The sequence below is a fragment of the Nocardioides silvaticus genome, assembly GCF_003160695.1.
In the GTDB taxonomy this organism is placed as follows: domain Bacteria; phylum Actinomycetota; class Actinomycetes; order Propionibacteriales; family Nocardioidaceae; genus Nocardioides; species Nocardioides silvaticus.
The window spans coordinates 513,886-536,365 of the sequence record NZ_QGDD01000002.1; the positions used below are offsets into that span (position 1 = coordinate 513,886).

Below are 22,480 nucleotides of genomic sequence, written 5' to 3' on the forward strand. Positions count from 1 at the left end.
GTGACGAGCCGCACTCGGCATTTGCCCGCCATTTGGCGACCACCTGTAGCGCTGTGTGTAACTCGCAGTTACATTTGGGCCATGTCCTTGACCAGCAACCTCAGACCGGGCGGGAAGCACGGGGTCCCGACCAGCGCGCGCCGCGACCCCATCGGCATCCTCGTCGCCGGTCTCAGCAAGCTCGCCCAGAGCGACCTCATCGACCGTGTCGGCCTGCGCAAGCAGACCGAGCAGGCGGTCTTCACCGTCACCCGCAGCGGGTTCAAGACGATCACGCAGGCGAGCCGGACCTTCGCGAAGGCCGGCAAGAAGGGCAAGCCGGGCGTCCGCGCGGCCGCCGCGCCCTCGACGGGCGTCTTCGACCTGACGCCCACCGAGGACGAGCAGATGCTCGTCGACGTGGTGGGCGAGTTCGCGACCGAGGTCGTCCGCCCCGCGGCTGCCGAGGCGGACGCGGCGTGCGCTGCCCCCGACGCGCTGCTGAAGGCGAGCCTCGAGATCGGTCTGCCGATCCTCGGCCTGCCGGAGGAGCTGGGCGGGGTCTCCGAGGAGCGGTCCGCGATGGCCGGCACCCTCGTCGCCGAGGCGCTCGCCAAGGGCGACATGGGTCTCGCCGTCGCGTCGCTGGCACCTGGCTCGGTCGCCACCGCGATCGGCCTCTGGGGCACCGACGCCCAGCAGCAGACCTACCTCCCGGCGTTCACCGGGGACGAGGTGCCGGCCGCCGCGCTGGCGCTCAACGAGCCCACCGTGCTTTTCGACGTCACCAGCCCCGCCACCACCGCGACCAAGGCGGGTGACGGCTACGTGCTCAACGGCCGCAAGAGCCAGGTCGCCCGCGGTTCCGACGCCGAGCTGTTCGTCGTCGGTGCCTCGCTCGACGGCAAGCCGGTGCTGTTCCTCGTGGAGTCCTCGACCGAGGGCCTCACCATCGAGGGCGACCCCGCCATGGGGGTCCGCGCCGCGGGCATGACGACGCTGGAGCTGAAGGACGTCAAGGTCCCGGCCGACGCGGTCCTCGGCGAGACCGACGGCTCGACGTACCTCGAGTGCGTCCGCCTCTCGCGGCTCGCATGGTGTGCGCTCGCGGTCGGCACCGGTCAGGCCGTGCTCGACTACGTGACGCCGTACGTCAAGGAGCGCGAGGCGTTCGGCGAGCCGATCGCCAACCGGCAGTCGGTGGCGTTCATGGTCGCGAACATCGCGATCGAGCTGCAGGCGATGCGGCTGCTGACCTACCGCGCCGCCGCCCGGGCCGCTGCCGGCAAGGACTTCAGCAAGCAGGTCGCCCTGGCCCGCAAGCTGTGCGCGGACCGCGGCATGCAGATCGGCAACGACGGCGTGCAGCTGCTCGGTGGACACGGCTACGTCAAGGAACACCCGGTGGAGCGGTGGTACCGCGACCTGCGTGCCGTCGGGATCATGGAAGGGACGGTGCTGGTCTGATGGCCATCAACCTCGAGGTGCCCAAGAAGCACCGCCAGCTGATCGACCAGGCGCACCAGGTCGCGATGAACATGCTGCGACCGATCTCGCGCAAGTACGACATCGCCGAGCACGAGTACCCCAAGGAGCTCGACATGCTCGCGGCGATGATCGACGGGCTCGCCGAGTCCGGCGCCAGCGAGGGTGCGGGCGCCGCCGGCGTGCGCCGCGACTCCAGCGAGGACGACGGCAAGGTCCGCAACGGCTCCAACCTGGCGTCGGTGACCTCGGTCGCCGAGATGTGCTGGGGCGACGTGGGCCTGCTGCTGTCGATGCCGCGCCAGGGCCTCGGCAACTCCGCCATCGCGTCGGTGGCGAACGACGAGCAGCTCGAGCGCTTCGCCGGCAAGTGGGCATCGATGGCGATCACCGAGCCCAGCTTCGGCTCCGACTCGGCGGCCATCTCCACCACCGCCGTCCTCGACGGCGACGAGTACGTCATCAACGGCGAGAAGATCTTCGTCACCTCCGGTGAGCGCTCCGACTGCATCGTGGTCTGGGCGACCCTCGACAAGTCGCTCGGCCGCGCGGCGATCAAGTCGTTCGTGGTCGAGAAGGACACCCCGGGCGTGAAGGTCGAGCGGCTCGAGGAGAAGCTCGGCATCCGCGCCTCCGACACCGCGGTGATCACGTTCACCGACGCCCGCGTGCCCAAGGAGAACCTCCTCGGCTCACCGGAAATCAATGTCGAGCAGGGCTTCGCCGGGGCGATGGCGACCTTCGACAACACCCGCCCGCTGGTGGCCGCGATGGCGGTCGGCTGCGCTCGGGCGGCGCTCGACCTGACCCGTGACCTGCTGAAGGAGGCCGGCGTCGAGGTCGACTACGACAAGCCCGCCAACCTCCAGTCGGCGGCAGCGGCGCGGTTCCTGCAGCTCGAGGCGGACTGGGAGGCCGGGCGGCTGCTCACCCTCCAGGCGGCCTGGATGGCCGACAACCGCAAGCCCAACTCGCTCGAGGCGTCGATGGCGAAGGCCAAGGCCGGGCGGGTCGGCTCCGACGTGACGCTCAGCTGCGTCGAGCTGTGCGCGTCGGTGGGCTACTCCGAGACCGAGCTCCTCGAGAAGTGGGCGCGCGACTCCAAGATCCTCGACATCTTCGAGGGCACCCAGCAGATCCAGCAGCTCATCATCGCTCGTCGGCTGCTCGGCCTGTCGAGCGCCGAGCTCAAGTAGCAGGCGTACGGCGTACGGCGGAGCCTGTTGCCCTCGCGGGCCAGGCTCCGCCACGCTGTCGCCCGTGGTCCAACAGCTCCCGGAGGCGACGGCCGAGCGCCGACCCTCCTGGTACCAGCGCTCCCTCCGCTGGCTGGCCTGGCTCGGCTTCCTTGCCGCCGCTGTCCTCAACTCGCAGCAGGCCTCCTTCGGCGCCGTCGAGCTCCTCCTGCTCGCGGTCGCCATCGGCATCAGCATCTGGTGCGTCGCCTCGCCGCTCGGCGGACCGAAGCTGGACCTCACCCAGCCTCGCCACGTGCTGGGCGAGTTCGTCAGCCGCACCAACTGGGCGCTCGTCCTGATCGTCGCGGGGACGTTCACCGCCCGCCGCCGCTGACCGGCTACGCGCCGCGGGTGAGGGTGGCGCCGGCGGCGGGAAGCACCAGCCGGTGGGCGGGCTGCTCGTAGCCGGCGTCGGCGAAGGCGCTGTCCACGGCGTCACGCACGACGGCCGCGCCGTCCTCGGCCACCAGCGCGATCGCGGAGCCGCCGAAGCCGCCGCCGGTCAGCCGGGCGCCGAGGGCACCGGCGTCGACCGCCGTGGCGACGGCGAGGTCGAGCTCGGGCGTGGACGCGGCGAAGTCGCCCTTGAGCGAGGTGTGGGAAGCGGTGAGGATCGCGCCGACCTCGGACCAGTCGCCGGCCGCGACCGCCGTGATCACGTCCTCGACGCGGGAGCTCTCGGAGACGACGTGGCGGGCGCGGGCACGGTGCACGTCGTCGTCGAGGCGGCTGAGGTCGTCGGGCCAGGCCAGTCCGATGCGGGGAAGACCCAGCGACGCCGCGGCGGCGTCGCACTCCTTGCGTCGCTGCGCGTAGCCGCCGTCGGCGTCCGCCAGCTCGTGCCCGGCGCCGGTGTCCATCACGAGGACCGTGAGTCCTGCCTCCCGCAGCGCCAGGGGCACCTGCCGCACGCTGGTGTCGGCGAAGTCGATGAGCAGTCCGTGGTCGGGCTGGCCCAGGAGCGAGACCAGCTGGTCCATGCCACCGGTGGGCGCGCCGACGTACTCCGTCTCCGCCCGGGTGCACAGGCCGGCGAACGCCTGCCGGCTGCCGGGGTCGAGGGGCCGGTCGACCAGGGCGGCCAGGGCGAGCACGACCGAGCACTCGAGGGCGGCCGAGCTCGACAACCCGGCTCCCCGGGGGAGGTCGCTGTCGACCACCAGGTCGAGCCCGGTGACCGGCCAGCCGTCCTCCTGCGCTGCCCAGAGCACCCCTGCGACGTACCGCACCCAGTCGGGCAGGGCCGCGCGCTGGTCGAAGGCGATGTCGCCGAGGCGGCCGGTCCAGCCGTCGGGGTAGGCGTCGGACCGGATCCGCAGCCGGTCGTCGCCGCGGGCCCGCGCGAGCGTCGTGGTGACCAGCGGGATGGCGAACGGCAGGCAGAGCCCCCCGTTGTAGTCGGTGTGGTCGCCGATCAGGTTGACCCGGCCTGGGGCGCGGGCGGTCACCGAGGTCACCCCTCATCATTACCCGGCGCAGATAGATTCACGGTGTGCGATTCCTCGACGACCGGGTTCCCGCCCACGACCTGACCTATGACGACGTCTTCATGGTGCCGCGGCGCTCGTCCGTCGCCAGCCGGTACGACGTCGACCTCGCCACCGACGACGGCACGGGTACGACGCTGCCCGTCGTGGTCGCCAACATGACCGCCATCGCCGGCAAGCGGATGGCGGAGACCGTGGCCCGGCGCGGCGGGCTGGTCGTGATCCCGCAGGACATCCCGGCACCCGTCGTCGCCGAGGTGGTGTCGTTCGTGAAGAGCCGGCACCTGGTGCTCGACACCCCGATCCAGCTCCGGCCCGACCAGACGGTCGCGGAGGCGTTGTCGCTGATCCCCAAGCGCTCGCACCGCGCCGCGGTGGTCGTCGACGACGACGGCAGGCCGGTGGGAGTCGTGCTGGAGTCCGACTGCGCGGAGGTCGACCGGTTCGCCCAGGCGCACCAGGTGATGCGCCCGGTCGAGGTGGTCCTCGAGGAGGGCACCGAGCCGAGGAAGGCGTTCGACGCGCTCGACGAGGCCCGCGCGGCCGTTGCGGTCGGTGTCGACGGCGACGGGAGGCTGGTCGGCGTCCTGACCCGCACCGGGGCCCTGCGCGCCACCCTCTACACCCCGGCCGTCGACGACCGTGGGGCGCTGCGGATCGCGGCCGCCGTCGGGGTCAACGGCGACGTCGAGGCCAAGGCGGGCGCCCTGCTCGACGCCGGGGTCGACTGCTTGGTCGTCGACACCGCGCACGGCCACCAGGACCGGATGGTCGAGGCGCTCCAGGCGGTCCGCTCGCTCGATCCGGGAGTCCCCGTGGCCGCGGGCAACGTGGTCGACGCCGACGGCACCCGCGCCCTCGCCGCAGCGGGCGCCGACATCGTCAAGGTCGGCGTGGGGCCGGGCGCCATGTGCACCACCCGGATGATGACCGGCGTCGGCCGCCCGCAGTTCTCCGCAGTCCTCGACTGCGCCGCCGCTGCGCGCGACGTCGGCGCCGCCGTGTGGGCCGACGGGGGAGTCCGCCATCCGCGGGACGTCGCGCTCGCGCTCGCCGCCGGCGCCTCCTCGGTGATGATCGGCTCCTGGTTCGCCGGCACCCACGAGTCGCCCGGCGACCTGCTGCACGACGCCGACGGCCGACCGTTCAAGGTCTCGTTCGGGATGGCGTCCGCCCGGGCGGTGGCGGGCCGCACCGCTTCGGAGTCCGCGTTCGACCGGGCCCGCAAGGGCCTCTACGAGGAGGGCATCTCCTCCTCGCGGATGTACCTCGACCCGGCCCGCCCGGGTGTGGAGGACCTCATCGACCAGATCTCGGCCGGGGTCCGCTCGGCCTGCACCTACGCCGGCGCGACCACGCTCGCGGAGCTCCACGAGCGGGCGGTCGTGGGTGTCCAGTCGACGGCCGGCTTCCACGAGGGTCGCCCGCTGGCGACGAGCTGGTGACCCCGCGACCCCTGCCGGCCGGACGGCTCCGCGGGATCCGAGCGCCAGGAGCCGTAACTCGGCGCAAGTAAAACTGTTGCCATATGTGAGCACGAATCCCTCACCTCTGAATAGGCTTCCGCTATGTCCCTCACGCTCCCGAGGGCTCTGCGTCGCGGCATTCTCGGCGTCGTAACAGCCCTGCTCGCTGCCCTTGTCACCGTCGTCGACATCGGCGGCCTCACCACGTCGGTCGCGCACGCAGCTGCGCCGGCCGGCACCGAACCCGTCTACCACGCCGTCAGCGGCGGCACCCGGATCAACGTGGCCGGTGTCGTGAAGTCCGACCTGACCGCGGCCAGCTCGCTGCGCGTCGAGACGGCACCCCGCGCGGTCGAGAACAAGACCGCCAACGTCGACGTCCTCAACGGCGTCGCGCACGTCGAGGCCATCCAGTCGCGCAACAGCACCCGCAAGGTGCTGGGCGGCATCGAGGTGTCCTCCTACGCGCGCATCGCCGGCGTGAGCCTGCTCAACGGCCTGATCAAGGCCGACGCGATCGAGACCACCGCCACCGCGACCATCCGCAACGGTGAGGTGTCGCGCACCGGCAAGACCCGGTTCGTCGGCGTCAAGATCGGCAACCAGAAGATCCCGTTCAACGTGCCGAAGAACACCGGCATCACGATCCCCGGCGTCCTCAGCGTCGTGGTCAACGACGTGCGCGGCCAGGTGGGTGGCGACGCGCTCATCAAGTCCCAGGCCACCGGCCTTCGCATCGTCCTCCTCAAGCCCCAGGCCGGCCTCAGCGCCGGGGCATCGATCGAGCTCACCCCGACCATGGCGCGGATCCTGATCCCGGAGCCGATCGAGGGCTCCCCGGCGTTCGGCTACGCCTACTCCACCCAGGTGGGCGTCCACGTCGGTGACGCGCTCAACATCCGGTCGGCCCCGACCGCGGTCGTGATCTGCCCCGCGGGCGGCACCAACGGGGTCGAGCTCGACAACAGCACCGCGAAGGTGCTGCTGCCGGGCGTCGTGAAGGCCAACGTGCTCAGCAACACGGCCAACGCGACCGTCACCAGCGACCTCACCGACGCGACCATGTCGGCGAGGATCGGGGCGGTCAACCTGCTCAACGGCCTGATCACGCTCAACGCGGTCACAGCAGAAGCCCATGTGGTCAAGAGCGGCACTGATCCGACCGTCAAGGAAGCGACCGCCAAGATCGTCGGCCTGACGATCGCCGGCAAGTCGATCCCGATCGGCGTGGAGCCGAACACGACGATCGAGGTGCCGGGGCTGGTGAAGGTCATCATCAACGAGCAGACCGACCTGCCGTTCCCGTACGACGGCATCGCGGTGCGGGCGCTGCACATCCAGGCGCTGCCCGGTGCGCCGAAGGACATCGCCGGCATCGACATCGAGGTCGGCGTCGCAGGGGCCTGGGTCCTCCGTACTCCCTGACCCCGACGAGAACACGAGGCGCCGCCGGTCCGATCGGGCTGGCGGCGTCCTCGTTTTCTGTCAGGATGACGGCGTGGAGGAGGTCGGTCGGTACGTCGTTCTCAACCGGATCGGCGTCGGCGCTCACGCCGCGGTCTACCGGGCCGAGGATCCCGTGCTCGACCAGCTGGTCGCGCTGAAGGTGCTGGCGGCGCACGTGGCCTTCGACCCCGACGGCCGCGAGCGGTTCATCAAGGAGGCCCGGGTCATGCGGCGGATCGCCTCGCCGCGCACGGCCGCCGTCCACGACGTCGCGCAGCTCCCGGACGGCCGGCCCTACCTGGTGCTCGAGCTGGCCGAGCGCGGCACGCTGGCCGACCGGGTCGAGGCCGTCGAGACCGGCGGCACGCCGCTCACCACCGACGACGTGCGGGCGGTCGCGTCCGCGCTCGGGTCGGCCCTGGCCGCCATCCACGACCGCGGCGTCGTGCACCGTGACATCAAGCCGTCCAACATCCTCGTGCGGCCGGCGCCGGACGGGCACCCGCCGGACGGCTTCCCGGGCGGTCGGCTGCTGCGGGACGACGACTTCCTCGTGCTCACCGACTTCGGTCTGGCGAAGGCCCTGGAGTCGACCCGGCTCGTGACCGCAGCGGTCGGGACCCCGGCCTACATGGCTCCCGAGCAGGCCGCTGTCGGCGCTCCGATCGACGGCCGGGCCGACATCTTCGCGGCGTCGGCGGTCGTCGCCGAGCTGCTCGAGCTCACCGAGGGACCGCGGGACGCCCGCGTGCACGCCGTGCTCGGGCGCGGGATGTCCCGGGACCGTGAGCAGCGGCAGCCCGACGCCCGCACCTGGTCGGAGGAGCTGGTCGGCGCCCTGGACAGCATCCGCGCGACCGTCACCATCCCGAGCCGGGCGACGCAGCACGCCGCACCGGCGCGACCCGCCTCCCCGGTGCCCGACGCCCAACCGGCCGGGTTCGCCGGCCAGCCGGAGGTGGTCGTCGTCCGTGGCGGCGTTCCCGGAGGGCCGGTGCTGGTCGCGGTGCTCGTCGCCGCCCTGATCGTGGTCGCGGTCGTGATCCTGGTCCTTCTCGACACCACCGGAGGTGCGTAGTGACTGACCCGGCCATCCTGCAGACGGCCGCGGGCGGCGATCCGGCCGCGCGCGGAGCGGTCGTCGCCGAGTTCGCCGGTGCCGGGAAGGACGACCGGGTGGCGATCCTCGACGGCCTCGCGCTGCACGGCGCGGGGGGAGCACTCCCCGCCACCGAGCTGCTGCTCGAGCTCGTGCACAAGCACCGGATCGCCCACCCGGCGATCACGACGCTGCTCGTCGACCCGGCCGACATCGAGGACGCTGCCCAGCTGACGCTGATCGCGGTGCTCGAGAAGATCGACCAGTTCGAGGGGCGCGCCCGCTTCCAGACCTGGGTGCGGGCCATCGCCCGCAACGAGGCGCTCCAGCTGCTGCGCCGCAAGCAGCGCAAGTCGGAGCCGTCCGGCGAGGAGGTGCCCGAGGAGTGGGCGTTCGCCCGCCGGCTCAGCTCCGTGGTCGCCGACGAGGTCGCCGTGCGACAGGCGCTGGAACGGGTGCCGGAGCCCTACCGCGAGGCGCTCGTCCTGCGGGAGTTCGACGGCCTCGGCTACGACGAGATCGCCGAGCGGCTGGGGGTGCCGGTCGGCACCGTGCGCTCCCGCATCGCACGAGCGCGGGACCTGCTGGCCAAGCAGACCTGGAGCTGGACCTAGGCGGTCCCGCGGGCGGCGGGAGAAAAAAGTTCGGCAGATCCGGGAACTGAAGGGGGTCCGGGCCGCATCCGGTGGATGAGACCGGCCGCAGGGGCCGGTCCCGAACCCCAGGAGACACCCATGCGTTCCATCCGAATCCTCACCCTCGGTGCCGCGGCCGCGTTCGCCGGCGTCGCCGCCTTCACGGCCGGCTCCGCGTCCGCTGCCGACGTCCCGGGCGGTCACCTCGACGACGTCCTCTACGGCACGCCGTACGCCGACAAGATCACCGCGTTCGAGGGCAACGACTCCCTCTACGGCTACGCCGGCGCCGACCTGCTGCTCGGAGGCGCGGGCAACGACTACCTCAACGGCGCCGACGGCAAGGACGTCCTCAAGGGCGGCAGCGGCTCGGACTACCTCGCCGGCAGCGGGGGAGCCGACAGCCTGTACGGCAACGACGGTGTCGACAACCTGGTGCCCGGCTTCGGTCCCGACCAGGTGCGGGCCGGCTACGGCAACGACTACCTCTACGTCTACGCCGACGGCAACGCCGACTACATCAAGTGCGGCCCGGGCTACGACACGGTCTACTACGACTCCGTCGACCCCGGCGACGAGTTCGCGGGCTGCGACACGTTTGAAGCCATCTGAGATGCGGGTCAGCCCCCGCGGCCGCTGCTCGCGCGGCGGCCGCGGGTGACCCCGACGAAGTCCTGGTGCACCGGTCCGTCGTCGTCCTTCCTCCACACCAGCGCCACCTGGGTGGCCGGGAGGTCGGCGACGGGTCGGTGCACGGTGTCTTTTCGATGGTGCAGCCGGGCGATCGCCATCGGCAGCACGACGACACCCGTTCCGGCGGCCGCGACCTCGACCGCCTCCTTGGCCGTCATCGGCGGGAAGGTCAGCTGGTCGGCCGTGGGCCGCCAGCCCGAGCGCTCCGGCAGCACCAGCTGCTCGTCGCCGAGGTCGTCGGTGGTCACCTCGTCGGCAGCGGCCACGAAGTGCTCCGTGGAGGCGACCACCACCGGCAGCTCCTCGTACAGCACCACGCAGTGCAGCGGGGTCGGCCGCTCCCGGTCGACCGGGAGCCGGGCCAGCACCAGGTCCGCCGTACCGTCGTCGAGCACCGCGCGCTGCTGCTCCTCCTCGACCGGCAGCAGCTCGAGGCGGATGTCAGGGTGCCGTTCGCGCCACACGCGGGCCCACTTGTCGGGGGTCACACCGGGCACGAAGGCCACCCTGAGGCGGTCGATGGTTCGGTCCACGTCGCCACAGTAGGGGGAGGAGTTCGCCGAAAGTCCCTAGGTGTGCGGATCTGCTGTGCTTAGGCTTCGTCAGCGGAAGGAGGCGATCCCCGTCACGACCCACGCACCCGTGGTCCTGCTCAACGCGTCGTACGAGCCGCACGACGTGGTCTCCTTCCCGCACGCCGTGCGGATGCTGTTCCGCGGCGTGGCCGTCGTCCACGAGGCCGACGCGGACCGGCGGATCGGCCCGCACCCGTGGCCGCGGGTCCTCCGGCTGGTGCGGTACGTCGTCGCGACCTGGATGTACCGGCCGGCGGCGTACGGCCGCGAGGCGGTGCTGCGCCGCGACCAGCACTCTTGCGCCTACTGCGGTGCCCACGCCGACACGATCGACCACCTCCTGCCCCGTTCACGCGGTGGCACCTGGGACTGGCTGAACACCGTGGCCGCCTGCGGCCGTTGCAACAGCCGGAAGGGCAACCGCACCCCCGGCGAGGCCGGGATGCGGCTGCGGTTCGAGCCGTGGGTGCCGACGCGCATCGAGGTCGCCGCCTGGGCGCACCGCCGTTGAGGCGGCCTTTACCTTCCGTGTGATATCGGTCGCGGAAACGCGGGTGGCTGAGCGGGAACGGCAACAGGTTCTCGTGAGCCGGCCCACACGAGCGGTCCCATCGAGTTGAGAATCGTGGGTCGGTCTTGGCTCACTGGAGAGCAAGTGCTTGCAAAAGAACGCACTTTGCGAACCAGAGGAAGCGATGAACCAGATCCACACCCGCCGTCTCCGCCGCGCACTGATCGCGCCGGTGGCCGCCGGCGTCGCCGCTTGCACGCTCGGAGCGCCCCACGCCGCCCACGCCGACTCCGCCCGGCCCGACTGGCTCGGCGCGGTGGTCGCCGAGGCCGGGGTCGACCTCGAGGTGGTCGACGGCCTGACCATGCGCCCGGAGCCGCCCGAGATGGTGCTCCCGGTGCAGGACTACCGTCTGACCGCCCACTACGGCAGTGCCGGGGGCTATTGGTCGAGCGACCACACCGGCCTGGACTTCGCGGCGGCCGAGGGGACCGAGCTGGTGGCCATCGGCGACGGGGTGGTCACCGGCGCGTCCTACGACGGGGCCTACGGCTACAAGACCGTCATCCGGCTCGAGGACGGCACCGACATCTGGTACTGCCACCAGTCGACCCAGAGCGTCTCCGTCGGGGAGCGGGTCTCGACCGGGCAGGTCGTCGGTGCGGTGGGATCGACCGGGAACACCACCGGTCCGCACCTCCACCTCGAGGTGCGGCCCGGCGGCGGTGACCCGGTCGACCCGGAGGCCGCGCTGGCCGAATGGGGCCTGCGGCCCTGATCAGGCCTGGGTGAGGAGCCCGAACTGGACGTTGCCGGCCTCGTCAATGCCGGCGTCGAGGACCTTGTCGTCGAGCTGCTGCGCAGCGTCGGCGTCGAGGTAGACCTTGGCGCCGTCCTGCTCGACGAGCTGGTCGCCGTCCACGGGCTGGTCGGCGGTCGTCACCGCGAGCTGCGCCTCCGCGGTGCTGGTGATGCGCAGTCCGGCGTCCTCCGGGGTGTCCGGGTGGTCGGTGTAGCGCTTGACGATGTCGCGTGCGTTCTCGGTCAGGGTGAGCATGACTGCTTTCTGGTTGAGTGCAGGGCATCTCCACCGTTGCAGGCTGCCGGTGGCGGTTCAAGGCGAGCCGCCGGTAGGCGTGTCGGGAGGGGGTCCCCGATGCGGGGATCCGGGGCTCCTTTTGCTAGTGTCAGCGCGCACTCGTCCGGGTGGCGGAATTGGCAGACGCGCTAGCTTGAGGTGCTAGTGCCCGTATTAGGGCGTGGGGGTTCAAGTCCCCCCTCGGACACCAGATCGACCTAGAGGTCCTGCTCGTAGGCGAGCATGACCGGCCCGCCTTCTCCTTCCGTACGACGGAAGCCGGCGGCCTCGTACGCCCGCTGGGCGGAGACGTCGGTCTCGCTCGTGATGAGGAACGCGTAGTCGGCACCGGCGTCCCGCGAGGTGTTGAGGAACGCGGTGAGCAGCTCGCGGCCGAAGCCCTGCCCGCGCCGCGGCGGTACGACGTAGAGCTCGGCCAGGTAGGCCTCCAGCGCGTCGCTCCACAGCGACGGTGAGAGGCGGGCGATCGCGATGCCGACCGGCTCGCCCGCGTCGTCGCGGGCGAGCAGGACCGTGGCCTGGCCGTCGGCGATCCGGCGGGCCAGGATGCCGGCCAGCGCGTCCGGGCCGGGGGAGGGCTCGTCGTACTCCGTGTTGAAGTCGTGCATCAGCCGGGCCGTTGCGGACAGCCGGTCGTCGTCGTGGGGTGGGACCGTCTCGATCATGGGTCCAGGTTAAGGAAATCCGGTTCGGGCCACTCGCGGCGACGACGTCGCTAGCGTCCGAGGATGCGCCTCGTCGTGAAGGCGGCTGCAGCCGTCGTGGCCCTGGTCGGACTGGCGGTGCCGGTGTCGGCAGGCTCGGCCGAGCCACCCGTCGCGCTGCTCGAGCCGCCGGTGTGCGGCGGCCCCGGGTCGGGCAGCAGCCAGATCCAGACGACCGACGGCGACAACCACACCTACTACTGGCGGGTGCCGCAGACCGTGCCCGAGGTGGGCGGTCGGCCGGTGCTCATCTGGCTGCACGGCGACGGCGGCGACGGGTCGGCGATCGCGCCGAAGTTCTGGAAGTTCACCGACCCGGACGGGGCGATCGTCGTCACCCCGAACGGCACCGGCCAGACGTGGAACCACCGGGCAGCCGATGGCCCCGGGCCGCTCGACAGCCAGTTCCTCGAGAAGCTGATCGACCAGCTCGCGGCCTGCGGCTCGGTGGACGCCGACCAGATCTTCGTCGGCGGCTCGTCGCGCGGCGCCTACATGCCCTACTACCTGCTGCAGCGCTCCGGCACGCGCGACAAGATCGCCGCCGTGGCGGTCAACGCCGGGCTGCTGTACTGCCAGGACGGCGACGCCCAGTGCAACGCCGAGGTCAGCACGCCCGGCCTGCACAGCAGCGACGCGCGGATCCTCCACCTGCACGGCACCAACGACCGGGCCGTGGCGCCACCACCGACCGCTGCCTACCACCAGCCGGTCGACTGGGACGTCGACTGGCGGGTCTTCAGCCCGATGAAGCTGTGGGCGCAGCAGCACGGCTGCTGGACCGACCAGGTCGGCGGGCCCAACAACGGCGTCCTCCGCGAGGCCTACCAGGTGGGCAGCAACACCGCGCGGGTCTTCGACCTCACCGGTCACGGGGACGAGTGCGACGGCTACCAGCTGGTCCTCGTGACCAAGGGCGGGCACGTCATCCAGGGTCAGGAGGGCCGGATCTGGGCCTTCCTCCGAGACCGGTGGCTCCCCGCGCCCCTGCCCACCTGCAAGGGGAGGCCGTCCACCATCGTCGGGGAGCCCGGCGCGGACACCACGAACGGCACCAGCGGGCCCGACGTGATCGTGGGCCTCGGCGGCAACGACACCATCCACGGGCGCGGCGGCAACGACACGATCTGCGGCGGTGCCGGCGCCGACAAGCTGTACGGCGACGGCGGGCGCGACCAGCTCGACGCGAAGGACGGGCGCAAGGACAAGCGCGTCGACTGCGGTGCCGGACGGGACCCGAAAGCCGACCGGGACGGCAAGGACCCCCGCCCGATCAGCTGCGGGTGACAGGATGGCCGGATGGAGGAGCTGGACGAGGTCGTCGACATCTGCCGTGACCTGATCCGTATCGACACGAGCAACTACGGCTCGGACGACGGACCGGGAGAGCGCAAGGCAGCCGAGCACGTCGCCGGGCTGCTCGAGGAGGTCGGGATCGAGGCCCGGATCTACGAGAGCACCCCCGGGCGGGCGTCGGTGTTCGCGCGGTGGGGAGGGGACGGCACCCGCGAGGACGCGCTGCTCCTCCACGGCCACCTCGACGTGGTGCCGGCCGCGGCCGAGGACTGGACCGTGCACCCGTTCAGTGGCGAGGTCCAGGACTGCCAACAGGGTGGGCTCAGCGTGTGGGGCCGCGGCGCGGTCGACATGAAGGACTTCGACGCGATGCTGCTGTCGGTCGTCCGCGAGCGCCAGCGCACCGGCCGGATCCCGAGCCGGCCGATCGTGCTGTGCTTCACCGCCGACGAGGAGGCCGGGGGACATCTCGGCGCCGAGGTCATGGTGCGCGACCACCCCGAGGAGTTCGAGGGCTGCACCGAGGCGGTCGGCGAGGTCGGTGGCTGGAGCACGACGGTCCGCGGGCGTCGGATGTACCTCGTCCAAGCCGCCGAGAAGGGCATGGCCTGGATGCGGCTCACCGCCCGGGGCACGGCCGGTCACGGCTCGATGATCAACCAGGACAACCCGGTGACCCGGATCGCCGAGGCGGTCGCCCGGATCGGTGCCTACGAGTGGCCGGTGCGGCTGACGCCCACGATGCGCACCCTGCTCGGCACCGTCGGCGAGCTCGCCGGCACCGACGTCACCCCGGAGAACGCCCGCGAGCTGGTGGAGGAGTTCGGCAGCGCGACCCGGATGCTCGGCGCCGTCCTCAGCAACACGACCAACCCGACCATGCTCGGCGCCGGCTACAAGGTCAACGTCGTCCCGACCGAGGCCACGGCCCATGTCGACGGGCGCTCGCTGCCCGGCTACGAGGACGAGTTCTACGCCACCCTGGCCGAGCTGTGCGGCGAGGACATCAGCATCGACTACGTCTCGAAGCAGGACCCCTGGGAGACGCCGTACGACGGCGCGCTGGTCGACACGATGACGCGGAGCCTGCTGGCGGAGGATCCCGACGCGCTGGTGGCGCCGTACCTGATGAGCGGCGGCACCGACGCCAAGCACTTCCGCGACCTCGGCATGCGCTGCTACGGGTTCACGCCGCTCCGGCTGCCCGAGGACCTCGACTTCACCGCGCTCTTCCACGGCGTGGACGAGCGGGTGCCCGTGGACGCCCTCAAGTTCGGCGCGCGGGTGATGGACCGGTTCCTCGACGAGGTCTGAGGACCGTGCTCAGGCGGTCCGCACCGCCCGGATGATCTTGCGGCGCAGGATCACCCGGCGGGTCCCGTCGGGCGTGATCCGCACGCGCACCAGCTCCCAGCCGCCGTGCTCGGCGCGCTCGACGAGCAGCTTGGTGACGACGTTGCGCGGGTACTCCCGGGAGAAGGTGACCTTCTCGAACTGCCACTCGACCCCCTCGCGCCGCATCAGGCCGGCTCCGAGACGTCGTCGAGGGCGGAGCGGATCTCGGGCGGCAGCTCCTTGTGCTCCACGCCGAGGGCACCCTTGAGCTGCGCGGCGGTGCGGGCGCCGACGATGGGCGCGGTCACGCCGGGGCGGTCGCGGACCCATGCCAGGGCGACCTCGAGCGGCGTCCACTCCAGCCCGTCGGCCGCGCGGACGACGGCCTCGACGATGCCGCGACTGCGCTCGTCGAGGTAGCGCTCGACGAACGACGCGAACACGGGCGACGCGGCGCGCGAGTCACCGGGGATGCCGGTGCGGTACTTGCCGGTGAGCACCCCGCGGCCGAGCGGCGACCACGGCAGGATCCCGAGGCCGAGCGCGGCGCTGGCCGGCACGACCTCGCGCTCGACGTCGCGGCTCACCAGGGAGTACTCCACCTGGGTGGAGGTCAGCGGGGTCCGCCCGGCCGCCGCGCGCTGCCAGGTCGCCGCCTGCGCGGTCTGCCAGCCGGTGTAGTTGGAGATCCCGACGTAGGTGGCGCGACCGGAGGACACCGCCTGGTCGAGCGCCGCGAGCGTCTCCTCCAGCGGCACCTCGTCGCTCCAGATGTGTACCTGCCACAGGTCGACGTGGTCGGTCCGGAGCCGCCGGAGCGAGGTGTCGAGCCCTCCGAGCAGCGCGCGCCGCGAGGTGTCGGTGGTGCGCTCACCGCCGCGGCGCCAGATCCCGGCCTTGGTCGCGAGCACCACGTCGTCACGTCGTACGACGTCGCCCACCAGGGACCCGAGCAGCTCCTCGGATCGGCCGTCGGTGTAGCCGGCGGCGGTGTCGACCAGCGTCCCGCCGGCCTCGCAGAAGGCGACCAGCTGGTCGCGGGCCTCGTGCTCGTCGGTGTCCTTGCCCCAGGTCATCGTGCCGAGACCCAGCCGCGACACCCGGAGACCGCTGCTTCCGACGTACCGCTGCTGCATGGGGGCCAAGGTAGCCGCTCACCCTTCGGGGCGGCTCACGGCTCGCCCACGATCTGTCCGTAGGATCCCTCACCGTGGCGGACTTCCTGCAGGCCCTGTTCCTCGGCACGCTGCAGGGCCTCACCGAGTTCCTGCCGATCTCCAGCAGCGCGCACCTGCGGATCTTCCCCGAGCTGTTCGGGTGGGGCGACCCGGGCGCCGCCTTCACCGCCGTCGTCCAGATCGGCACCGAGCTGGCGGTGCTCCTCTACTTCCGCAAGGACATCTGGAACATCGCGCGCACGTGGACGCTGTCGCTCTTCAAGCCGGAGTACCGCGGCCACCTCGACGCCCGGATGGGCTGGTTCGTGATCGTCGGCTCGCTGCCGATCGTGATCCTGGGGGTGCTCTTCAAGGACACCATCGAGTCGCACTTCCGCAACCTGTGGCTGATCGCCACGATGCTGATCGTCATGGGTCTGGTGCTCCTCGCCGCCGACAAGCTCGGGAGCAACACCAAGCAGATCAAGCAGATGACGATGCGCGAGGCGGCGCTGATGGGCGCCGCCCAGGCCGCGGCGCTGGTTCCCGGGGTGTCCCGCTCGGGCGCGACCCTCTCCATGGGCCGGGCCCTCGGCTTCGAGCGGGCCGCGGTCGCCCGCTACTCCTTCCTCCTCGCGATCCCGGCCGTGGTGGGCGCCGGCGTCTACGAGATGAAGGAGATCCCCCACGGCGACAACATGTACGGCTGGGGCCCGACCCTGGTCGCCACCGCCGTGGCGTTCGTCATCGGGTACGCCGCCATCGCCTGGCTGCTCAAGTTCGTCAGCCACCACACGCTCGCACCGTTCGTGATCTACCGGGTGCTGCTCGGCAGCGGGGTGCTCGCCCTGCTCGCCGCGGGGGTCCTGTCCGCGTGATCGCGGCTAGAACCAGCCCGACTTCTTGAACCAGGCCCAGAGCACGGCGGCGCTGCCGATCATGAGGAACAGCGCCCAGAGGTAGCCGTACTCCCAGTGCAGCTCGGGCATGTGGTCGTAGTTCATGCCGTAGACGCCGGCGATGAGGGTCGGGAGCAGCAGCAGGGCGGCGCCGGCCGAGATCTTGCGCATGTCGTCGTTCTGCTGGACCTGGATCGCCGCCACGTGGGCCTCGAACGCCGCCGAGAGCAGCTCGTCGAGGGTGTCGATGCCCTCCGACGCGATCGAGAGGTGGTCGCTGACGTCACGGAAGAAGGGACCGGCGTCCGGCAGGATCCCGGGCACCGCGCCGACGCTGAACCGCCGCATCGGCTCCTTGAGCGGCAGCACCGCGCGTCGTACCTCCGAGAGCTCCCGCTTGAGCGTGTAGATCCGCTCGGAGTCGTTGGTGCGCTCGGGCGAGAACACCGACGCCTCGACCTCGTCCACGTCGATCTGGAGCTCCTCGAGGACCGCGAGGTAGCCGTCGACCACGGTGTCGCACACGGCGTAGACCACCGCGGACGGGCCGTGGCTGAGCACGCTCTGCTTGGCCTCGAGGTCGTGCCGGGCGTCCTTGAGCTGCGAGCCGCGGCCGTGCCGCACCGTGATCACGAAGTCGTCGCCGACGAACAGGTTGATCTCGCCGGTCTCGACGGCGTCGTCCTCGTCGACGTACCAGAGCGTCTTCACGGTGAGGAAGAGGTTGCCCTCGTAGAGCTCGAGCTTCGGCCGCTGGTGGGCGACCACGGCGTCCTCGACCGCCAGCGGGTGCAGGCCGAACGCGTCCGCGATCTCGGCCAGCTCGTCGTGGCCGGGCTCGTAGAGGCCGACCCACACGAAGTCGTGCTCGCCCTCGGCCGCGGCCGCCTTGAGCGCGTCGTAGTCGTGGACGTGGCAGTCGACCGGGACGCGCACTCCCTTGCGGTAGACGGCGCTGTCGACGATCACGTCCGAAACGTACCGGTGGTCGAGGCGTGAGCGAAGCGAGCCTCGCAACCCCACTGGCTACGGTTGCCCCCGTGGCCACGGTTCTCCTGGTGCGACACGGTCGCTCGACTGCCAACACCTCCGGCGTGCTCGCCGGCCGGACCCCGGGCGTCCGGCTCGACGAGACGGGGGAGGAGCAGACACGTCGTACGGCGGAACGGATCGCCGCTGTGCCGCTGGCCGCCCTCGTGTCGAGCCCGCAGGAGCGCTGCCGGCAGACGGCGAAGGCGATCGCCGCGGGCCATCCCGACCGGCCGCGGATCGCCGGCGAGCGGGGCCTGGCCGAGTGCGACTACGGCGAGTGGCAGGGACGGCCGATCCGGGAGCTCGCCAAGGAGAAGCTCTGGGCGACCGTGCAGCGCCAGCCGTCGGCGGCTGTGTTCCCCGGCGGGGAGTCCATGGTGGCGATGTGGCACCGCGCCGTCGAGGCCGTACGACGCCACGACGCCGCGGTGGAGGCCGAGCACGGTCCGGGCGCGGTCTGGGTCGCCGTCAGCCACGGCGACATCATCAAGGCGGTCCTGGCCGACGCGCTGGGGATGCACCTCGACCTGTTCCAGCGGGTGAACGTGGACCCGGCGTCGGTGTCGATCATCCAGTACACCCCGGACCGGCCCTACGTCCTCGCCTCCAACACCCACGCCGGTGACCTGTCCTGGCTGAAGCGGCCGGCGGCCAAGAAGGCACGTCGCTCCGGCGCGGTGGTCGGCGGCGGAGCCGGGCCTACCAGCGCCTCGTAGGCTGGCTCCATGCCACCGATCGTGCACGGTTTCGACCCGCCCGAGCGCTTCGTCGCCGGCACCGTCGGCGAGCCCGGAGCGCGCACCTTTTTCCTGCAGGCCCGCGAGGGCACCCGCGTCGTGAGCATCGCGCTGGAGAAGCAGCAGGTCGCCGCGCTCGCCGAGCGGGTCGACGAGCTGCTCGACGAGGTGATGACCGAGGCCCACACCAGCACCGTGATCCCGGCGGTCGCCCCGGTCGGCCTCACCGACGAGGACCCGTTGGACCTCCCGATCGCCGAGGAGTTCCGCGCCGGCACGATGACGCTGTCGTGGGACCCACAGGCCGAGCGCGTCGTCATCGAGGTGTTCCCGGTCGGTGAGGAGATGGTCGGGCTCACCGACGAGGCCGAGGACCCGGTGCTGCTCGACGAGGCCGAGCCGTCGGAGGTGTTCGTCGTCCGCATCGAGGCGGGGTACGCCCGGGCCTTCGTCCAGCGGGCGGCTCGGGTGGTCGGCGCCGGACGGCCCGACTGCCCGTTCTGCGGGCAGCCGATCGACCCGGAGGGGCACCTCTGCGTGCGCGCCAACGGCTTCCGGCGCCGGGCCGAATGACGCACGGATGGACCTGACCCTCCGCGGCCGGATCATGCCGGCGTCGAACGCGACGTTCCTCGCCGAGCTCGACGGTCGCGAGGTGGTCTACAAACCGGTCGCGGGGGAGCGGCCGCTCTGGGACTTCCCGGACGGCACGCTGGCCGACCGCGAGGTCGCTGCCTACCGGGTCAGCGAGGCGTTCGGGTGGAACGTGGTGCCGCGCACGTGGTGGGGCGAGGGCCCGCACGGGCCCGGGATGCTCCAGGAGTGGCAGGAGGTCGACCCCGACCAGGACGCGGTGACGCTGGTCCGCGCCGGCCGGGTGCCCGAGGGCTGGTTCGCCGTCTTCGACGGGGTCGACGACCGTGACCGCGACGTGACGCTCGTGCACGAGGACACCGCGGCGCTGCGCCGGATGGCGGTCTTCGACGTGCTCGTCAACAACGCCGACCGCAAAGGCGGTCACGTGCTGGCGATGCCCGACGGGCACCGGTACGGCGTCGACCACGGCGTCACCTTCCACCACGAGCCGAAGCTCCGCACCGTGTTGTGGGGATGGGCCGCGAGCCCGCTCACCGATGAGGAGTGCGCCGCGGTCACCTCCGTGCTGGAGGCCGTGCGGGGCGCGCTGGGCGAACGGCTCGCCGTCCACCTCACCGACCTGGAGATCGCCACCCTGGAGCGACGGGGCGAGCGGCTGATCGCCCGCGGCGAGCTCCCGCACCCCCAGCAGGGTTGGCCGGCGATCCCCTGGCCGCCGTTCTGACGGCCTGATCGGGGCGGCTAGCATCGCCGCATGCGCGCGTGGAACGCCCCCGAGGTCCCGACCCTGTCCGTGGTCGGACCGGCCGTGGCGATCCACGACACCGCCTCCGGCGAGCGGACGACGATCACCCCCGACGACGGCACCGCCCGGCTCTACGTCTGCGGCATCACGCCGTACGACGCCACCCACCTGGGCCACGCGAACACCTACATCGCCTTCGACCTGCTCAACCGCGCCTGGCGGTCGGCCGGGCACGGCGTGCAGTACGTGCAGAACGTCACCGACGTCGACGACCCGCTGCTCGAGCGCGCCACCAAGGTCGGGGTCGACTGGGTCGAGCTCGCCGAGCGCGAGACCGAGCTGTTCCGCCAGGACATGCAGGCGCTGCGGGTGCTGCCGCCGGAGCAGTACATCGGCGCGGTGGAGTCGATCCCCCTCGCCGTCGCGCTGATCGAGCGGCTCCAGGCCGCGGGTGCGACCTACAAGGTCGACGAGGACGTCTACTACTCGGTGGCGGCCGACCCGGCGTTCGGCCAGGAGTCCGGCTACGACCGGGAGACCATGCTCGCGCTCTTCGCCGAGCGGGGCGGCGACCCCGAGCGGGAGGGCAAGAAGGACGCCCTCGACTGCGTCGTGTGGCGCGGCGAGCGGCCAGGTGAGCCGTCGTGGGACAGCCCGTTCGGCCGCGGCCGACCCGGCTGGCACATCGAGTGCGCCGCGATCGCGCTGGAGCACCTCGGGTCGACGATGGACGTGCAGGGCGGTGGCAGCGACCTGGTCTTCCCGCACCACGAGATGTGCGCCGGCCACGCACAGGTCGCCACCGGAGCGCCGTACTCCCGCTCCTACGCGCACGCCGGCATGGTCGGCTACGACGGCGAGAAGATGTCGAAGTCGCGCGGCAACCTGGTCTTCGTCTCCGCCCTCCGCAACAGCGACATCGACCCGATGGCGATCCGGCTGGCGCTGATGCGGCACCACTACCGCGAGGACTGGGAGTGGACCGACGACCAGCTCTGGTCGGCCGTCGACGACGTGGCGCAGTGGCGCCGGGCGCTCGCGTTGGGGGCCGGTGCCGCGGCCGCCCCCGTGGTCACCGAGGTGCTCGCAGCGCTGGCGGACGACCTCGACGCGCCGCGAGCGACCGCAGCGATCGACGCCTGGGTCGCCGCGACGCTCGGCACCGACGGCCTGGCCGACACCAGCGACCCGGACGCAGCCGCGACGCTGCTCCCTGTCCTCGACGCCGCGCTGGGCCTGTCGCTCTAGCTAGGGTTCCTCGCGCCGCTTGAGGTAGCGCTCGAACTCCCGCGCGATCGCCTCGCCCGAGGCCTCCGGCAGCTCTGCGGTGTCGCGGGTCTCCTCGAGCGCCCGCACGTAGTCGGCGATGTCCTCGTCCTCCTCGGCGAGCTCGTCGACCCCGCGCTCCCACGCCCGGGCGTCCTCCGGGAGGTCGCCGAGCGGGATGCTCAGCCCGAGCAGGTCCTCGATCTGGCCGAGCAGCGCCAGCGTCGCCTTGGGGCACGGCGGCTGCGCGACGTAGTGCGGCACCGCCGCCCAGTACGACGCAGCCGGGATGTCGAGCTTCACGCACGCGTCCTGGAGCACACCGACGATGCCGGTCGGGCCCTCGTAGGTCGACTGCTCGAGCTTCATCCGGTCCACCAGGTCCGGCTCGGTGGCGGTGCCGGTCACCGGGATCGGGCGGGTGTGCGGGGTGTCGGCCAGGAGCGCGCCCAGCGTCACCACCAGCTCACCGCCGAGGTCGTCGATGCAGGCCAGCAGCTCGGCGCAGAACCCGCGCCAGCGCATGTTGGGCTCGATGCCGCGCACGAGGATCACGTCGTGGTCGAGCTCGGGGGGCGAGGCCACGGCGACGTGGGTGCTGGGCCAGGTCAGCTTGCGGAACCCGTTGTCGTCCACGCCGACGCTCGGCCGGTTGACCTGGAAGTCGTAGTAGTCCTCGGGATCGATCGCCGCGACGACGCGCGCGTCCCACACGTCGATGAGGTGGTCCACGACCGCCGAGGCCGCCTCCGCGGCGTCGTTCCACCCCTCGAACGCTGCGATCACCACCGGCCGGTTGAGCTCCGGCGTGTCCTCGATCTCCATCACGCTTCCGAGCCTAGTCCGGCGCGGGGACGAACCAGCATGCGGGAAATCACGGGCGGGTCGCCGGGGCCGGTTAGGATCGTGGTGTCGAGAGGCGTTGCAACGGGCCCCGTCGTAGGCGGCCCGCCACGCTCGACGGATCTCCAAGGGCGCCTTCCATCACGGAAGGATGTG

25 protein-coding genes, 1 tRNA gene and 1 riboswitch are annotated in these 22,480 nt (G+C 71.8%); of the genes, 18 read left to right on the forward strand and 8 right to left on the reverse strand.

The features are described from left to right. Nucleotides 1-81: 81 nt before the first annotated feature. From DJ010_RS07345 to DJ010_RS07355, 3 genes are all read left to right on the forward strand, one after another. Nucleotides 82-1,446 carry an acyl-CoA dehydrogenase family protein gene (locus DJ010_RS07345; protein WP_109692959.1) on the forward strand — a complete coding sequence of 455 codons (1,365 nt, stop codon included), beginning with the start codon at nt 82-84 and terminating at the stop codon, nt 1,444-1,446. Continuing rightward, nucleotides 1,446-2,660, forward strand: coding sequence for an acyl-CoA dehydrogenase family protein (locus DJ010_RS07350; protein WP_109692960.1), 1,215 nt, complete (start codon nt 1,446-1,448; stop codon nt 2,658-2,660). Before DJ010_RS07345 ends, DJ010_RS07350 begins: the two co-directional genes overlap by 1 nt. A 64-nt stretch (nt 2,661-2,724) precedes the next feature. Further along, nucleotides 2,725-3,036 carry a hypothetical protein gene (locus DJ010_RS07355; RefSeq protein WP_109692961.1) on the forward strand — a complete coding sequence of 104 codons (312 nt, stop codon included), beginning with the start codon at nt 2,725-2,727 and terminating at the stop codon, nt 3,034-3,036. 4 nt (nt 3,037-3,040) lie between these two features. On the opposite strand, the gene galK is transcribed toward DJ010_RS07355, so the two are convergent. Next, complete coding sequence (gene galK, locus DJ010_RS07360) at nt 3,041-4,159, reverse strand: galactokinase (RefSeq protein ID WP_109692962.1); 1,119 nt, start codon at nt 4,157-4,159, stop codon at nt 3,041-3,043. A 35-nt stretch (nt 4,160-4,194) separates the two neighbouring features. On the opposite strand from galK, the gene DJ010_RS07365 reads away from it, so the two are divergent. The 5 genes from DJ010_RS07365 (at nt 4,195) to DJ010_RS07385 (ending at nt 9,447) form a co-directional block, all read left to right on the forward strand. Continuing rightward, nucleotides 4,195-5,634 carry a GuaB1 family IMP dehydrogenase-related protein gene (locus tag DJ010_RS07365; RefSeq protein ID WP_211318686.1) on the forward strand — a complete coding sequence of 480 codons (1,440 nt, stop codon included), beginning with the start codon at nt 4,195-4,197 and terminating at the stop codon, nt 5,632-5,634. Between the two features lie 123 nt (nt 5,635-5,757). Further along, nucleotides 5,758-7,080: a choice-of-anchor P family protein gene (locus DJ010_RS07370; protein ID WP_109692964.1), complete on the forward strand. Its 1,323-nt coding sequence runs from the start codon at nt 5,758-5,760 to the stop codon at nt 7,078-7,080. 73 nt (nt 7,081-7,153) lie between these two features. After that, the gene (locus DJ010_RS07375; protein WP_158282963.1) at nt 7,154-8,179 is read left to right on the forward strand and encodes a serine/threonine-protein kinase; all 1,026 of its coding nucleotides are present in this window, start codon (nt 7,154-7,156) and stop codon (nt 8,177-8,179) included. Then, nucleotides 8,179-8,814, forward strand: a complete 636-nt coding sequence (locus DJ010_RS07380; protein WP_146207279.1) for a sigma-70 family RNA polymerase sigma factor — start codon at nt 8,179-8,181, stop codon at nt 8,812-8,814. The genes DJ010_RS07375 and DJ010_RS07380 overlap by 1 nt, the downstream gene beginning before the upstream one ends. Before the next feature lie 120 nt (nt 8,815-8,934). Beyond that, nucleotides 8,935-9,447 (forward strand): calcium-binding protein, encoded by a 513-nt coding sequence (locus DJ010_RS07385; protein WP_158282964.1) that lies wholly within the window; start codon nt 8,935-8,937, stop codon nt 9,445-9,447. A gap of 8 nt (nt 9,448-9,455) precedes the next feature. Here DJ010_RS07385 and DJ010_RS07390 read toward each other — a convergent pair whose 3' ends face one another. Continuing rightward, nucleotides 9,456-10,061, reverse strand: coding sequence for a LysR substrate-binding domain-containing protein (locus DJ010_RS07390; protein WP_245927316.1), 606 nt, complete (start codon nt 10,059-10,061; stop codon nt 9,456-9,458). Between the two features lie 55 nt (nt 10,062-10,116). On the opposite strand from DJ010_RS07390, the gene DJ010_RS07395 reads away from it, so the two are divergent. Further along, nucleotides 10,117-10,614, forward strand: a complete 498-nt coding sequence (locus DJ010_RS07395; RefSeq protein WP_245927318.1) for an HNH endonuclease — start codon at nt 10,117-10,119, stop codon at nt 10,612-10,614. Between the two features lie 184 nt (nt 10,615-10,798). Further along, the gene (locus DJ010_RS22900; RefSeq protein WP_211318687.1) at nt 10,799-11,392 is read left to right on the forward strand and encodes a M23 family metallopeptidase; all 594 of its coding nucleotides are present in this window, start codon (nt 10,799-10,801) and stop codon (nt 11,390-11,392) included. Here the strand turns inward: DJ010_RS22900 and DJ010_RS07405 are convergent, their stop codons facing one another. Beyond that, nucleotides 11,393-11,671, reverse strand: coding sequence for a Fe-S cluster assembly protein HesB (locus DJ010_RS07405; protein WP_109692968.1), 279 nt, complete (start codon nt 11,669-11,671; stop codon nt 11,393-11,395). A gap of 143 nt (nt 11,672-11,814) precedes the next feature. On the opposite strand from DJ010_RS07405, the gene DJ010_RS07410 reads away from it, so the two are divergent. Continuing rightward, nucleotides 11,815-11,903, forward strand: a tRNA-Leu gene (locus DJ010_RS07410). Nucleotides 11,904-11,910: 7 nt separating this feature from the next. Here DJ010_RS07410 and DJ010_RS07415 read toward each other — a convergent pair. After that, nucleotides 11,911-12,378, reverse strand: a complete 468-nt coding sequence (locus tag DJ010_RS07415; protein ID WP_109692969.1) for a GNAT family N-acetyltransferase — start codon at nt 12,376-12,378, stop codon at nt 11,911-11,913. Between the two features lie 63 nt (nt 12,379-12,441). Here DJ010_RS07415 and DJ010_RS22400 point away from each other — a divergent pair, with 63 nt between their 5' ends. Both DJ010_RS22400 and DJ010_RS07425 read left to right on the forward strand, forming a co-directional pair. Beyond that, nucleotides 12,442-13,704 carry a hypothetical protein gene (locus tag DJ010_RS22400; RefSeq protein ID WP_211318688.1) on the forward strand — a complete coding sequence of 421 codons (1,263 nt, stop codon included), beginning with the start codon at nt 12,442-12,444 and terminating at the stop codon, nt 13,702-13,704. A gap of 12 nt (nt 13,705-13,716) precedes the next feature. After that, nucleotides 13,717-15,027, forward strand: a complete 1,311-nt coding sequence (locus DJ010_RS07425) for a M20/M25/M40 family metallo-hydrolase (protein ID WP_109692970.1) — start codon at nt 13,717-13,719, stop codon at nt 15,025-15,027. Between the two features lie 9 nt (nt 15,028-15,036). On the opposite strand, the gene DJ010_RS07430 is transcribed toward DJ010_RS07425, so the two are convergent. Together DJ010_RS07430 and DJ010_RS07435 are read right to left on the reverse strand one after the other, a co-directional pair. Beyond that, entirely contained in the window at nt 15,037-15,234 is a 198-nt protein-coding gene (locus DJ010_RS07430) for a DUF5703 family protein (RefSeq protein WP_109692971.1), read from the reverse strand. Next, a complete protein-coding gene (locus tag DJ010_RS07435) occupies nt 15,234-16,184 on the reverse strand; it encodes an aldo/keto reductase (protein WP_109692972.1) in 951 nt (316 codons plus the stop codon). Before DJ010_RS07435 ends, DJ010_RS07430 begins: the two co-directional genes overlap by 1 nt. Before the next feature lie 74 nt (nt 16,185-16,258). Between DJ010_RS07435 and DJ010_RS07440 the strand changes: the two genes are divergently transcribed. Continuing rightward, entirely contained in the window at nt 16,259-17,083 is an 825-nt protein-coding gene (locus DJ010_RS07440) for an undecaprenyl-diphosphate phosphatase (RefSeq protein WP_109692973.1), read from the forward strand. Nucleotides 17,084-17,089: 6 nt separating this feature from the next. On the opposite strand, the gene corA is transcribed toward DJ010_RS07440, so the two are convergent. Then, nucleotides 17,090-18,073, reverse strand: coding sequence for a magnesium/cobalt transporter CorA (corA, locus tag DJ010_RS07445; protein ID WP_109692974.1), 984 nt, complete (start codon nt 18,071-18,073; stop codon nt 17,090-17,092). A 71-nt stretch (nt 18,074-18,144) separates the two neighbouring features. Between corA and DJ010_RS07450 the strand changes: the two genes are divergently transcribed. The 4 genes from DJ010_RS07450 to mshC are packed head-to-tail and all read left to right on the forward strand — an operon-like array spanning nt 18,145 to nt 21,463. Further along, on the forward strand, nt 18,145-18,852 hold the full coding sequence (locus DJ010_RS07450) for a histidine phosphatase family protein (RefSeq protein WP_211318689.1): 708 nt from the start codon (nt 18,145-18,147) through the stop codon (nt 18,850-18,852). Between the two features lie 9 nt (nt 18,853-18,861). Next, nucleotides 18,862-19,446, forward strand: a complete 585-nt coding sequence (locus tag DJ010_RS07455; RefSeq protein WP_109692975.1) for a DUF3090 domain-containing protein — start codon at nt 18,862-18,864, stop codon at nt 19,444-19,446. Nucleotides 19,447-19,453: 7 nt separating this feature from the next. Then, nucleotides 19,454-20,194 (forward strand): SCO1664 family protein, encoded by a 741-nt coding sequence (locus DJ010_RS07460; RefSeq protein WP_109692976.1) that lies wholly within the window; start codon nt 19,454-19,456, stop codon nt 20,192-20,194. Nucleotides 20,195-20,224: 30 nt separating this feature from the next. Further along, nucleotides 20,225-21,463 carry a cysteine--1-D-myo-inosityl 2-amino-2-deoxy-alpha-D-glucopyranoside ligase gene (mshC, locus tag DJ010_RS07465; protein WP_109692977.1) on the forward strand — a complete coding sequence of 413 codons (1,239 nt, stop codon included), beginning with the start codon at nt 20,225-20,227 and terminating at the stop codon, nt 21,461-21,463. Here mshC and DJ010_RS07470 read toward each other — a convergent pair whose 3' ends face one another. Next, a complete protein-coding gene (locus DJ010_RS07470) occupies nt 21,464-22,309 on the reverse strand; it encodes a PAC2 family protein (RefSeq protein WP_109692978.1) in 846 nt (281 codons plus the stop codon). An 80-nt stretch (nt 22,310-22,389) separates the two neighbouring features. Then, a riboswitch (S-adenosyl-L-homocysteine riboswitch) is annotated at nt 22,390-22,468 on the forward strand. Nucleotides 22,469-22,480: the final 12 nt, after the last annotated feature.